11 protein-coding genes are annotated in these 13,893 nt (G+C 63.8%); 9 read left to right on the plus strand and 2 right to left on the minus strand.

Annotated features, from left to right (window positions below):
- Nucleotides 1–201: 201 nt before the first annotated feature.
- A complete protein-coding gene (locus tag SGRAN_RS02840; protein ID WP_021244110.1) occupies nucleotides 202–597 on the minus strand; it encodes a hypothetical protein in 396 nt (131 codons plus the stop codon).
- 98 nt (nucleotides 598–695) lie between these two features.
- Between SGRAN_RS02840 and SGRAN_RS22085 the strand changes: the two genes are divergently transcribed.
- The 3 genes from SGRAN_RS22085 to SGRAN_RS02855 all read left to right on the plus strand — a co-directional run bounded on the left by SGRAN_RS22085 (nucleotide 696) and on the right by SGRAN_RS02855 (nucleotide 3,089).
- A complete protein-coding gene (locus SGRAN_RS22085) occupies nucleotides 696–932 on the plus strand; it encodes a DUF5818 domain-containing protein (RefSeq protein WP_021244111.1) in 237 nt (78 codons plus the stop codon).
- Between the two features lie 574 nt (nucleotides 933–1,506).
- Nucleotides 1,507–1,980: a DUF736 domain-containing protein gene (locus SGRAN_RS02850; protein WP_021243077.1), complete on the plus strand. Its 474-nt coding sequence runs from the start codon at nucleotides 1,507–1,509 to the stop codon at nucleotides 1,978–1,980.
- A gap of 83 nt (nucleotides 1,981–2,063) precedes the next feature.
- Entirely contained in the window at nucleotides 2,064–3,089 is a 1,026-nt protein-coding gene (locus tag SGRAN_RS02855) for an SLOG family protein (RefSeq protein WP_062066095.1), read from the plus strand.
- Nucleotides 3,090–3,253: 164 nt separating this feature from the next.
- On the opposite strand, the gene SGRAN_RS02860 is transcribed toward SGRAN_RS02855, so the two are convergent.
- The gene (locus tag SGRAN_RS02860; RefSeq protein WP_013846863.1) at nucleotides 3,254–3,577 is read right to left on the minus strand and encodes a hypothetical protein; all 324 of its coding nucleotides are present in this window, start codon (nucleotides 3,575–3,577) and stop codon (nucleotides 3,254–3,256) included.
- 464 nt (nucleotides 3,578–4,041) lie between these two features.
- Between SGRAN_RS02860 and SGRAN_RS02865 the strand changes: the two genes are divergently transcribed.
- From SGRAN_RS02865 to ppsA, 6 genes are all read left to right on the plus strand, one after another.
- A complete protein-coding gene (locus SGRAN_RS02865) occupies nucleotides 4,042–4,341 on the plus strand; it encodes a ribbon-helix-helix domain-containing protein (RefSeq protein WP_013846862.1) in 300 nt (99 codons plus the stop codon).
- A 172-nt stretch (nucleotides 4,342–4,513) separates the two neighbouring features.
- Nucleotides 4,514–6,664: a type IV secretion system DNA-binding domain-containing protein gene (locus SGRAN_RS02870; protein ID WP_013846861.1), complete on the plus strand. Its 2,151-nt coding sequence runs from the start codon at nucleotides 4,514–4,516 to the stop codon at nucleotides 6,662–6,664.
- On the plus strand, nucleotides 6,661–9,654 hold the full coding sequence (gene mobF, locus SGRAN_RS02875; RefSeq protein ID WP_067180506.1) for a MobF family relaxase: 2,994 nt from the start codon (nucleotides 6,661–6,663) through the stop codon (nucleotides 9,652–9,654). Before SGRAN_RS02870 ends, mobF begins: the two co-directional genes overlap by 4 nt.
- A 24-nt stretch (nucleotides 9,655–9,678) precedes the next feature.
- Nucleotides 9,679–10,254: a restriction endonuclease gene (locus SGRAN_RS02880; protein ID WP_234703076.1), complete on the plus strand. Its 576-nt coding sequence runs from the start codon at nucleotides 9,679–9,681 to the stop codon at nucleotides 10,252–10,254.
- Between the two features lie 14 nt (nucleotides 10,255–10,268).
- Complete coding sequence (locus SGRAN_RS02885) at nucleotides 10,269–10,808, plus strand: lytic transglycosylase domain-containing protein (protein ID WP_013846858.1); 540 nt, start codon at nucleotides 10,269–10,271, stop codon at nucleotides 10,806–10,808.
- A gap of 565 nt (nucleotides 10,809–11,373) precedes the next feature.
- Nucleotides 11,374–13,755 carry a phosphoenolpyruvate synthase gene (ppsA, locus tag SGRAN_RS02890; protein ID WP_030090317.1) on the plus strand — a complete coding sequence of 794 codons (2,382 nt, stop codon included), beginning with the start codon at nucleotides 11,374–11,376 and terminating at the stop codon, nucleotides 13,753–13,755.
- The last annotated feature ends 138 nt before the right edge of the window (nucleotides 13,756–13,893 follow it).

Genomic DNA, 13,893 nt, shown 5'->3' on the forward strand with positions numbered 1-13,893 from the left:
CAATAGAACGCGTGCCTGATCTTTAGCCGGAGCCTGGACATAATCAGGCAATCCGGCCGCAAGGCATGCGCCGACTCTATTGTTCGGAGTTTCTACTCTCCGGCCCACCACCGGCGGACCCGCCCCTCTAACCCAATCGGGCAGCAACTGCCAATCGGTTCCGTGCGAAATTACCGGATGCCGCAGGTGGGGACGGGATATTCAGCGTGTCGATAGACGCGCCGCTTCGACCGGCCGATACATATCCGCGCGATCACGCATTACGCTGGTAAGCCAGGCGAGATGGCTGGCCGCGTCCGCCAACGGCAACGTGGCTACCGCGTCGAACAGGCTGCGTTGATAGGGTGGACCGCTATCGAGGATATCCACCAGCTTTTCCCGCGCCGGGCTATGGGGATCGGTGATCTCGGCATTGGCTTCGCGAGCCGCCTCCAGAAAGGCCTCAGCCAGTTCTTGCGTGGCATAGTAGCCGCTGTCGAGACCTTCCCCGAGCGCGAGGGCGGCGATCTGGCTGCGCACATCCGCGATATCGGGGTCGTTGACTGCATCGATCAGCGACAGGTTGAAATCGAAGGTGGCGAGATAGTCCGCGATCATGGGAAAGTCCTTTCATCCATGAATAGAACATAGGTCGAACATGTTTACAATCGGAATGATGCCCGCAATAGGATCGCGATCATGAGTTTCGCTTCCGCATGGGCCGCCCCGATCGGCCGGCACCCCGCGCCGTGACCATGGCGGCCGCGCCTCTGCGCCTCCGTGGACAGCTGCGCCGATCCGAGCGCGGTTTCCTCCTCGAGATGGAGGATGGCCACGTCTGGCGTCTCAATGGCGCGCAGGATTTCCCGCCGCTGGTGGACGCCACTGTCATCGTCGAGGCACGCAAGGCCAGCAGCAGCCTCCTCGACGTTCTCTGGCTCGGGCCAGCGTAGCAACCCCAAAGGCACGCTCCGATCTCTCCTCGGGCATCGCGTTTGGGGAACCGTCGCCGCGGGCCTCGGCGAGGACGCCTCGGCCCGCAATCAGCGTCGCACGCAGTCTGTCATCACATTCTGCGCCGCCTCGCAGGGTCTCGGCGTGCCAGGGCTGGTCGGGGCAAGCAAGGGCTGCCTCCGGCCAAGAAAACCTAGGAGTAGAAGGGGCCTGCCGACGTTGTCGCTTGGGGTAAGCGGTCGGCAGGCCCCTTCTACTCCAAGCTTTTCTAAAGGCCGCAGCGCGACGTCCCTTGCTTGCCCCGACCAGCCCTGACCCTTGAGCCCCGGCGACGGCGGCTCCGAATGCGATGACAGACGGCCACCGTCGCGTCCTCCGCTGATCAGGAAGGAATGGCTTCGCCATACTTTTCTTTGTTCGGGACGCTGCCGCGTCCGTTTTATTGGCTCTGGCTCACCAAATGCGATGAAATACTGTCAAGAAAACAATGACATATACTCAAAAAGGGGGAGGGGGTATAAGTATAGGTGCTGATGGGGATTGGCCCCGGATGCATCGTTTGGAGTAAAGGCTATGAATATCGGTGAGTTTAACCTGAACAAGGGCCGCATCATCGGGTGGATTGCCACCCGCGCAATCGACCTGCCCAAGCTGGCCTTGCGCCCGGTGGAAAGCGAAAACGAACTGGCCCCGGCTTATGAAATCATCGCGCCCAATGTCGGGGGCCGTGTCGTTCAGGTCGGCGCGCTTTGGGAAGCCGTCGCCAAGAAAACCGGCGAGGTTTTCCTGCAAGGCCATGTTGATGACCCGTCGATGCCCGAAGCCCTGCCCATCGCGCTTTTCGGCTCGGTGGAGGAAGGCTATCGGGTGGCATGGCGCAGGCCGGAGCGCGACGATTTCGGTCCCGCCATTCGCGCCACCCGCGACAATGCGCCTTCCGGCAACCGTGGCGACGACTACGGTTTCGGTGACAGCACCGCCGATGAAAGCGGCGGACTGTCCAGCCAAGGAGCCGCCGCCGATCTGGACGATGAAGTTGCGTTCTAGGGGCTAGGCCGAGACGGGCCGGGGGAGCGTTGCACCGCTTCCCCGGACCCTAACCGATCATCCTGCCATCAGGAGTCAGACCCATGACGAAGAAGTCAGCTAAGAAAACCGTTAGCACATTTGCGGACCTGCCGGAACTTATCGCGGAGGAAACCGCAAACCCTGCCTTTGAAGCATCCTTTGGCGATCCGCTGCCGCTGTCCATCATCGAACCCGGCGACGAACCGGGCGAACACACCATGCCCGAACCGTTCACCGCGCAGAAGGTATGCGGCGAACTTATCACGTCGCTTTACTGCCTCTTGACCGACACGCGGCTTGACCCGCTCGCCCCGCAAATCGCTTGGGGTATCGTCAACAGCTTCCATTTCGTTGCCGGAACGGTGGAGCGCCAAGAGGATAGGCTTGCCGACAAAATCCGCGACATGACGCGGCGCATGGAACCGGGCGAGGTATTCAACAAAGACCTTGAGGATACCCAGTTGCAATGCCGCTCGCTGGCCGAACAGCGCGCAGCCATCGAGACATTGCGCGACTATGCCGCCGCCATGTATCGCGCTTGTTGGCGTCGCGCATGGGCACCGACCAAGGGCAGCAAGGCGTCATCTGTCACCACCGCAAGCTATATCAATGCGCTGGATTTCTTGCAGGAGCGCGCCCTTGCCAAGCGCGAGAAGCACCAGCCGCAAGGCCCCGTCGTCATCTTTTCCGGCCCAGCCGTATGGGAGGAATGGCAACCGCTTTGGGCGAAGCTAAGCGAGATCAAGGCCCGTGTTCCGCATATGACGCTTGTTACCACCGGGCAACGGAAAGGGGCGGACGCCATCGCGGCGGCATGGGCAGCGCGGGAAGGCGTCCCCGTTGTCGCCTATGGCCTCTATGGTGGCGGGCGCAAGGCTCCCTATCAGCGCAACCGCAAGATGGGCGAGCTTGAGCCGGTGGAAGCCGTCCTTTGCGAAGGGTCCGGCATCCAAGCCAATCTCTATCAGACCATGCGGAAACAAGGCGTTCCCATCCATGCTTTCCGCAAGCCCAAGGATGCCCCCGCATCCCGCAAGCCGCAGAACGGCGAGGGGGACACGTTCAGGCAAGCACGGCGCAGCGCCTGAAACCAAACGGCGCGGCGCTTCCCCCAGCGCCGCGCTACCCATCACACGAGACCCGCCAAGGCTGGCGCGCATCCCCGCGCGCTGGCCTTTTGTCGTGCCCCCGGCCGCCGCCGCGCCTGACGGCGCGGCGGCGGGAAGAACCAAAAGGGGAAGGGCCGACAGGTTCACGCCCCCACCGAAGGGCCGAGCGCCCCACCGTCATCCCCCTTTGCGGGCCTTGGCGCGGCTGGCGCTTTCCCCGAATGGGAAGCATCGGAGGCACCCGACGCCCCCTTGAGCGCAGCCAGCGCGGCAGCGCCGCCCAACCGCAACACATGGCCCAGCACGTCCCGGAACTCGCGTTCCGTCAATTGCTCGACCGGCAGCGCCGTCACCATTGCCGCATAGCGATCGCGTAGCCGCTTGCGTAGCGCAGCCTTCTCGACCGCAATCCTCTTCTCGCGATCTTCCAGATCAGCGAGCCTATCGCGTTCAGACATTTTAGGCATGACCAGTTTCCTTCTCAGGCTGGCCCGCTCGTCACGCGATCCTTGTCGCACAGGCGCACCCGCGCCACAAGCGACCCCACCGCATAGCGCGACCTATCTCCCCACATCGACCACCACCGCAATGGGTGCGCCCGGCAGCGGTAGGGATGACGCAGCAACTCCGTTGCTGCGGGCAAGCGACGCACGCGCTTCGCGGTTTGTAATGCACCGTACGCACGGGTGCTGTGGCCTGAAACTGCCCTATAATCAATGGTTTCCGTTGGCAGACGCGTCAGCCAGATTTCACGTTATTTGGCTGACGCGTCTGCCGCCTCAGTACTATTGCCCGAAAAAGCCCCGCAATTCCGCCGTTTCCGGCTGGCAGACACGTCCGCCACGCTGATTTTATTGTGATCGTCGCTTGTCTGCGCTATAGTTGCTGTGCGTCGTGACCTCCTTGTCGAAGCTCCAGTCGGAGCATCACCTTGGCAAGGGTCACAATCCGGATCGACGATGCCCTTTACGAGCGGCTGCAGCGCCGTGCCCGTAAAGTCGGCGTCAGCGTCGCCGAACTCCTCCGCCCCGCGATCGACCAGACCGCCGATCCCCGCGGCGGCTACGTCTACACGACGCAGGACGAAATCCTCTCCTGCGTCCTGCAGACGCTCTCTATCCTCGCGGCATCGGTGCGACGCCGGTCGCCCGAGACGCTCGAACAGGGCATGGCCGACGCCAGGGCGCTGCTCCTCGAAAAGGGGCTGCTCTCACCGGACGAACAGCCATGACCCGGCGCGCGGATCCCCACCTCGCGGACACATGCCCGGCCTCGCGTTCCCCCTCGGCGGGCTTCCCGTCCGGCCGCGCGATTGCCTGCGATTATTCCCTGCCGGTCAGGGCCATCCCAAATCCGGGGGCATGCCGTAGCGCACCGCCAGCCGTTCGGGGGAGGGGCCGGCCATGAGCATCTTCCGCAACGACACGTTGGGGAGCTGGACGCGGGGCGGGCAGGCGATCGTCCACAATGTCCGCATGACCACCCAGGTCTTTTTCCAGACCGTGCTGGCCGGGCTGATCCTCTGGTTGATGGGGACCTGCTGGTATGCGTTCGAAAAGTCGACCGACTATCAGCGCTTCGTCCTCGCCAAGCTGGTGGAGGCGACCATCAAGGCGGATGCGGCGCCGGGGACCAATGACCCGGTGCTGTTCCGCACCCCCGACGGGCGCCAATACTGGACCTCGGCCGACACCCTCGCCGACTCCGGTGTCGCGAAGCAGGCGCTCCACAAACTCGAAAAGGACCTCATCCACGGGGCGGCCATTGCCGGTGTGGTCGCCCTCTTCGGACTGGTCAGTGCCTGGTTCTATTTTACCAGAACTGGGAAGGGGCTCGGCTCCAACGAATATCTGCGCGGCGCCCGCTTCGGGACGGCCTCGGAAGTGCGGCGCGCGCTCCGGGGGCAGAAGAAGGGGGCGCTCACAATCGGCGGCGTCGCCGTGCCGGAAGCCTTCGAGCCCGAACATATCCTGCTGGTCGGCGCTCCAGGAACGGGCAAGACCAACCTCATCACCACCATGCTCGAAGGCATCCGCAAGCAGGGTAAGCGGGCGATCGTCTATGACACGGCCGGGAGCTTCGTTGAGAAATTCTATCGCCCCGGCAGGGACATCCTGCTCAACCCGCTCGACAAGCGCACCGACATCTGGAGTCCCTGGGTCGATGTTCCGCGGGAGTATCATTACGACCAGATCGCGGAATCTACGATCCCCGACAAACATGGCGATCCGTTCTGGAGCAAGGCCGCGCGCGGCACGCTGGTCGCCGTCCTGCGCAAGCTCGCGCGGCAGAAGCACACGCTCATCTCGGTCCTGCTTGATCGGGTGCTGCGTTCCCCGCTCGCCGATCTTGCCGCCTATGTGAAGGGCACCGATGCCGCCGCTTTCATCTCCGCCGAGGGAGAGCGCACCTCGGCCGGCGTCCAGGCCGAGCTTGCCTCGGTCATGCGCAGCTTCGCCTATCTCGACGATACCGAGGACGGCTTCTCGATCCGGCGTTGGGTCGAGGACGAGAAGGACGACAGCTGGCTGTTCGTCACCGTCAAGGCCGACCAGCTTCCTTCGCTGCGCCCCCTGATCACGGTCTGGCTCGACATCGCGATCAGCGCGATCATGAGCCTCACGCCCGACCGCGACCGGCGGCTCTATTGCGTCATTGACGAATTGCCGACGCTCCAGAAGCTCCCCAGCCTATCCGACTTCCTCGCCCGTGCGCGCAAATATGGCGGCTGCGGCATATTGGGGTTCCAGTCCTATCCCCAGCTGACCGCGACCTACGGCAAGGAGGATGCGGCGGCCATCACCGGCTACTGCTCGACCTGGGTCGCGCTCCGGGCGAACGATAGCGACACCTCGGAACTTATCTCCAAAAACCTTGGCCGGGTCGAGCAGGTCGAAGCCAACGAGGGGATGAGCTACGGCGTCAATGACATGCGCGACGGGGTGAACCTCAGTCGCATGCAGGTGACCCGCCCGCTGGTTCTGGACACCGAGGTCACCCATCTGCCGAACCTTTCGGGTTTCCTCCGTTTCGGGCGCAATCTCCCCGTCGTCCGTTTCACCGATCGCTTCAATCCGCTGCCTTCGATCGCGGCCGCGTTCGTTGAACGCACCGAGCCCCCCAAAAGGCTGCCGCTCGGCAAGGCCATCATCTCCCAGGCGTGGGCAGAGCGCCGCGCGCGCCAGGCGCGGGAGGAGGCCGCGAGGCGAGGGCAGGGTCCGGGACATCCGGACACGCCGCCGTCTCCCGGAACGGGGCAAGGCGATCTTTTTACCGGCGAGGCCAATCCCCCGCCGGCGCGGGAGCCGACCCAGGAGCCGCCCAGCCTGCCGGATCCCCAGGACGCCGTGCCGCAGGATGAGGTGTTCGGACCCACCGACCACAGCGATTCCGGCATGACGGACGAGGGAGCGCCGATCGACGATCATCCCGACGAGGAGAACAGGGTTGCCACCCCCATCCCCTTGTTGGGGGCGACGCGCGGCACGATCCGTGTGCGGCTCGACAGCCATGGCCGTTCCGAAGGCCCGCGTGAGAAGGCGAAGCCGGCATGATCCATCCTCGCCGCCTCAAGGGGACACCCGCCAATATCGGCCGCTACTATACAATCGGCGACTATTATACCAAGGGCGGCAACGAACCCTCCGAATGGGGCGGCAAGCTCGCCGCCAGCCTCGGCCTGTCCGGGCCTGTCGACCCCAAGCAGTTCGAGGAACTGCTCGCCGGCAAGGTCGGCGACCAGCAGCTCGGTCGCCGGCGCAAGGAAGGCATCCAGCATCATCCCGGCTGGGATTTCACGATCAGCGCGCCCAAGTCGATCTCGATCCTGGCGCTGGTCACGGGCGACGAGCGCATCCTTGCCGCGCACGAGCGGGCGGTCGGGGTTGCGCTTGCCTATGCCGAGGAACATGCCGAGCTGCGCCGCCGGGTGGACGGCGAGATCGTCCACGAGACGACGGGCCGGCTGCTGTTCGCGCGTTTCACCGAATATGCCAGCCGCGAGCACGACCCGCAGCTCCATACCCATGTCGTCATTCTCAACATGACCAACCATCTCAATGGCGACCGCATGTCGAGTCTCGAGACGCGCTCGATGTATGCCGAGCAGCTCGTCATGGGTCAGATCTATCGCAACGAGATTGCCCGCGACGTGCGCGCGCTGGGGCATGAGATCGTGTTCGATCCGCGTAAGGGGCTGTTCGAGGTCGAAGGCATGCCCGGCCAGCTTATCCGTGACTATTCGCAGCGCGCCGAGCAGATCAACGAGCATGCCGCGGAGCACGGGCTTGAGGGACAGGCCCAGCGCCGGATCTCCTTCTTCGCGACCCGAAAGGCCAAGGAGACGATCGGCCTCGATGACCTGCGCGAGCAATGGCGCGTGCGTGCTGAACCCTATCGTGAAGATCTCGACAGGCTCCAGGCCGCGGCGCAGGAGCGGGGTGAACGAACCATCGAGACCGATCCGCGCGTTGCCCGCCGCGCCGCTCTGTTCGGCATCCGCCAGAATGAAACGCGCGAGGCGGTCAACAATATAGGCCGTCTCTATCGCACCGCGCTCGCATCGCATGTCGGTGAGGTCCGCCTGGGCGACGTGCGGCCGCTCTACGATGCGCAGGAGAACAAGGGCAAGCTGCTGGTCACGGTGCGCCAGACCGGCGACCAGCCGCTTCCGCGCGGCCGGACATCGCGCCGGACCGCCAAACTCGAACTCGCCCTGTCCGAGCATCTGTCGCTGGCCATGGGCGATGCGAAGCCGGTTGCCACCCGTGAACGGCTGGAAGAGGCTGCGACGGCCGCCAGGCTGAAGCCCGAACAGACCGCGGCGCTGATCGCCATCGGCAGCGGCACAAACCGGGCGGTCGGCGTGCATGGTGTCGGCGGCGCAGGCAAATCCACCCTGGTCGCCGCGTTGGTCGATGCGACCCGCGACGACTATACCACCGTGGCGCTCGCACCGACCTCTTCGGCGGCGGCGGAACTCGGGCACAAGGCGGGCATCGAATCCCGCACGCTCGCCTCGCTGCTCGCGAGCGGCGGTTATGGCATTACCGACAGGCATATTCTCGCGCTCGACGAGGCGGGCCAGCTCGGCAACCGCCAGGCGCTGCGCGTGCTGGAGATCAGCCGCGCGACCGGCGCGCGTCTCATATTCCTCGGCGACAATAAGCAGACGGGCGCGATCGAGCAGGGCAAGGCCTATTGGCTGCTCCAGCAACTCGGGCTGCCGACTAGCCAGCTCAAGGAGTCGCGGCGCCACCTGACCGACGCGACGCGGGAGGCCGCGGACATGGCGCGCAAGGGCGACTATGCCGCGTCGCTCGCCGCGCTGGATCGCGTGACCACCGGCGACACCGCGGAGAACCTCGCCAAGGCGATGGTCGCCGATTGGACCCGGCTCAAACCGGAGATACGGGGCGAAACCAATATCCTCGTCCTCGACAACGCGACCCGTCTGATCGTCAACAGCCATATCCGCGAAGTCCTGAAACGCGAGGGCACCGTCGCGGCCGAAGACCATCGGCTCGAAGTGCTGACCCCGTCCGGCCTGACCGACCAGGAAAAGCAGATGGCGCGCTTCTACAGCGCGGGCCAGGTGCTCAAGTTCACGCGCGACAATCCCAGGCTGGGGATCGCACGCGACGCCGACTATCGCGTCGTCGGGGTCGGCCGGAACAATCATGGCCGCCAGGTCGTGCGCCTGGTCGACGAGCATGGCCGCCAGATCGAATGGCGTCCGGGCCTCGGCAAGGCGGCGCATGTCAATGTGTTCCTGCCTGAGAAGCGCGACCTTGCCCAGGGCGACCGCATCCAGTGGCGGCTGGTCAACAAGGAACTCGAGGTCAAGAATGCCGAACGCGGCACCGTTCTGGCGCTCGAGGGCAATATCGCGACGATCAGATGGGACCGCGGCGAGCGCGTCCAGCAGGTCGATCTCTCGGTCCACCGGACCTGGGATCATGGGTATTCGGAAACCGTCTATTCGTCGCAGTCCAAGACCTATGACCGCGTCTATGCGCTGGCGCCTGTGGAATCCGGCCTCGTCAACGGTCAGAACTATTACACCGCCATCACTCGCGCCGCCTATGGCGTGAAGCTCTGGACCGAGAGCCAGCAACGTCTCGCGGAAAAGCTCGCCTCGCGATCGGGCGAGAAGACCTCGTCGCTCGAAGGGCTCGGCCGGATCAGGGCCGACAGCCACAAGATGCGGGGACTTCGCCACAAGGACCGGCACGACCGCTCCCGCGAGGAGAATGCCCGCGAGCGCGCCGCCCGTAATGCCGAGCGGGAGCAGCGCGAGCGGAAACGGCAGGGCCGCTCCGAACCCCGCCCGAACAGTCTTGCCGAGATCCTCGCCGGCCGCGCGCAGGAGGCTGCCTCGCTGGTCGACCGCTTCCTGCGCGGCACGATCGAACGGGACCGTCAGCACGCGCCGGCGGAGCCCGATCGCGCGGGTACGCGCGAGCCTGTCCACCAACCAGAACCCCAATCCCAACCTCAGCCGCAGCACGATCATGGCGATCGTGGCGGCGGGCATGACCGATAGGAGAAGATGATGGAACTTTTGCTGATGGCGATCGCCTGCGCCGCCCTCGTTGCCCTGCTATACCGCCATTATCGCGTTCCGATCCGTCATCGCTGGCGACGCCGACAGGCTCGAACGATGTGCGAGCAGCTGCGCGGACCGGATCGCGATCAGCCCGCCGTCTTGCACTATGCCCGGCTGCGCGCGATGGATCCGCTGGCGTTCGAGGAATTACTGCTCGAAGCCTTCGAGCAGCGCGGGCACCGCGTCATCCGTAATCGCCGCTATACCGGGGACGGCGGCGTCGACGGGGAGGTCATCATCGATGGCCGGCGCTGGCTGATCCAGGCGAAGCGGTATCGCGATGCGATCAAGCCTGAACATGTGCGTGAGTTCGCCATGCTTTGCGCTGCGCGGCGGCGGCGCGGCATGTTCATCCACACCGGTCGCACCGGCGGGATGAGCCGCACGATCTGTTCGAGCGCCGATGGCATCGAAATCGTCTCCGGGCAGCGATTGCTTGCGCTGCTGACCGGCGCTCCGTTCGAGCCGGATGGTCTGCCGTCTCGCGATCTTCTTCGACGTGGCCCCTCCGATTTTCGTGATCGGATAGTGCAATGAGGGCGTGTCGATCAATGATTTTCCAGGCCTCGGTAGCGGGAAGGGCGCTCACCAGTATAGCGATCCTGTCCGTCATACTGACGCCGGCTCCTGTGCTGGCGAAGCAAGCTGCACCTGGTGAGGTCGCCGAAATCGCCCGTTGCATCCGCGTCGCCGCGCGGGGGCGTGCCTGGCTTGAAAAGACGCTTTGGGGCTTGCGGACACAGGAGGCTGGCTGGCTGGGCGCGGAGATCGCGAATACCAACGGCACCCACGATCTCGGGCCGCTTCAGATCAACAGTAGCTGGGTGCCGAAAATGTCCCGACTGCTCGAACGACCCCAGGAGCAGATCCGTCATTGGCTGCGCTACGATCCCTGTTTTAATGTCGAGGCGGCACGCTGGATATTCCTGTCCGGGCTGGAAGCGACCGGAGACTATTGGAAAGCGGTTGGCGTCTATCATAGCCCAACCGAGGCGAGGCAGGTCGCCTATGCGAAGAAGGTCGCAAGCCACATGCGTCGGCGGTTTGGCCCGGACGTGTTTGCGGCAAGCCGCGGGAACCTGGTGAGGTAGTTTTGGGCGATGAATACAAGCGGTTGAATAGCTTTCAACGCTGGACTCCAAGGCTGGGCAGGCAGCCCGTTCGCTGCATCTGCCCTCCGAGGTCATCCCTTTTCAGCGAACACTGGGATCGTACCTAAGATCGTGCGCTGGCCACCTGCGCTTTGCAGCTTCCGCCCCAATTCAGCGATGCGTCGTTCGCCGTCCTCTTACGTCAGTGTACTCCTTCGATGGGGCTGGCGGACTTGCACAGCTTGGCAGGCTTGGTGGACGGCCTGCGATCTGCTGATCGGTGAAACTGACGACAGGCAGGCAATGGCGCGATAGGGTGAGTATTACGCCCGCGCCCGCAGTTCGTCGATCATGCATTTGTGTTGCCCATAACCTGCTCTCGATCTTGGGCCATCCGGCCGGAGCTGATCCGGTCAATCTGATGATCGAGCCGAAGTCCATCGATACACTCAGGAGCCTTACGTAGTGACGTTGCCAGTCGGCGCGGTGATGGTGACCACAAAAGAGGTGGCTGGGTGAAACCTTGAGGCGGCCTCTGGCACCTTACGCAAGCTGGAGATGAGCTATGTCCAAGCCGATGATTTTGTGGTTCGAAGACATCGGTATCGCTGATGTGCAGGCCGTAGGCGGCAAGAACGCGTCTTTAGGCGAGATGACCGCGGCCCTCGCTCAGAAGGGCGTGAAGGTGCCCTCTGGCTTTGCCACCACTGCGGACGCTTACAGGGCGTTCATTCACGACAATGAGCTTGCACCCCGCATTACGGAACATCTCTCCGCCTTCCACTCCGGCGGATGCACCCTTCAGGAAGCGGGGCAGGCTATAAGGAGTCTGTTTCTGGAAGCGGAAATGCCCTCCCATATCGCCGAGGAGATTGTGTCCGCTTATGCGGAACTTGGCCGGCGTACCGGCACAGAGCGTCCCGCCGTTGCCGTGCGCAGCAGCGCGACCGCCGAAGATCTGCCGGATGCGAGCTTCGCGGGCCAGCAGGAAACCTTCCTCAATGTCCGGGGCCGGGCCGCACTTCTGGCGGCCTGTCGTCGATGCTTCGCCTCGCTGTTCACCGATCGCGCGATCAGTTACCGCGATGCGAAAGGCTTCGATCATCTCGAGGTTGCGCTGTCGATCGGCATTCAGCAGATGGTCCGCTCGGACCTGTGCGGATCGGGCGTCATGTTCTCGATCGATACCGAAACTGGCTTTCCAAATGCTATCGTCATCAGCGCCGCCTGGGGGCTGGGCGAGACCGTCGTCCAGGGGAGCGTAAACCCGGACAGATATGTCGTATTCAAACCGCTTCTCGCGCAGCCGGGGACCGAACCGATCATCGACAAGGAGTTGGGCGGTAAGGCGTTCCGCATGGTCTATGGGGAAGGCGGAAGCCACCGTACGAGGATCGTCGAGACAACCGAGCAGGAGCGTCAGAGCTTCGTTCTCGATAACAGCGATATCGTCCAGCTCGCGCGGTGGGCCGTGGCAATCGAGGACCATTACCAGCGTCCCATGGACATGGAATGGGCGAAGGACGGCGAGACTGGTGAACTCTACATCGTCCAGGCGCGTCCCGAAACGGTTCAGGCCCAGGCCAGCACTTCGACATTCCGGCATTACCGCCTCAAGGAGAAAGGCGACCCGCTATTGACGGGCGCGGCGGTGGGAACAGCCATCGCTGCTGGCAAGGCTTGTGTCATCCGGACCGCCGCCGACATCGCCCAGTTCCGGGACGGGTCTATTCTCATCACTGAGACGACTGACCCCGATTGGGTTCCGGTCATGAAACGCGCGGCGGGGATCGTGACCAATCATGGCGGCACCACCAGCCACGCTGCCATCGTCAGCCGCGAACTCGGTGTTCCCGCAATCGTCGGCACCGGAAACGCGACCGAGATCATTGCCGAGAACAGCGAGATCACGATCAGCTGCGCTGACGGTGACGTCGGAACAATCTACGCCAGCATACTCGATTTTTCCGTGACGGACGTGGATATCGGCTCCCTGCCGGCCACCCGGACGGACATCATGGTCAATATCGCGAACCCGGCGGCGGCATTCCAGTGGTGGCGGCTTCCTGCCCGAGGGGTCGGCCTTGCGCGCATGGAGTTCATCATCAACGCGCATATCAAGGTGCATCCGATGGCACTGGTTCACCCGGATCGCGTGAGCGCTGAAGCTCAACGGCAAATACGCGATCTGACCAAGGGGTATTCCGACCCATCGGAGTTTTTTGTCGATGTCCTCGCGCGCGGCATCGCGAAGCTTGCAAGTCCCTATTACCCGCACCCCGCCATCGTGCGCCTGAGCGATTTCAAAACGAACGAATATGCGCACCTTGTGGGCGGCGACGCCTTCGAGCCGGATGAGGAGAATCCGATGCTCGGCTTCCGCGGCGCCTCGCGCTATTACGATGAACGGTATCGCGAAGGCTTCGCTCTCGAATGCCGCGCGCTCAAGCGGGTCCGGGAGGAACTGGGCTTCTCGAACGTCATCGTCATGGTCCCCTTCTGCCGCACGCCGGCCGAGGCGGATCGCGTGCTCGAAGCGATGGCCGAGAACGGTTTGCGCCGCGGGGAGAATGGGCTGCAAATCTACATGATGTGCGAGATACCCTCGAACGTCATTCTCGCCGAGCAGTTCGCTACGCGCTTCGACGGATTTTCCATCGGCTCCAACGACCTCACCCAGCTTGTGTTGGGTGTCGACCGCGATTCCGGGATTCTGGCCAATCTCTTCGATGAAAGAGACGAAGCCGTCACCCGCATGATCTCGGAAGCCATTCGCAAGGCGCACGCGGCGGGCATCAAGATCGGCATATGCGGCCAGGGGCCGAGCAACCATCCGGACTTTGCGGCGTTCCTGATTTCGGAGGGTATCGATTCCATGTCGCTCAATCCCGACAGCTTCGTGCGAACGATCAAGGCCGTCGCGGAGGCGGAGGGACAATCGGGCTGAGCGCCGGGTGAAATGACACTGATGCGAGGTACAGGAAATTGCGTCTACCGGTGCTGATCCGCCTGGGTTCACCCGCATATTGTCGCGCAATCGCGAGCTCGGGAAGGTTACCCGAGAACGTCGTCTGAGTCCGGCGGC

It is taken from the genome of Sphingopyxis granuli (assembly GCF_001559015.1).
GTDB lineage: Bacteria > Pseudomonadota > Alphaproteobacteria > Sphingomonadales > Sphingomonadaceae > Sphingopyxis > Sphingopyxis granuli.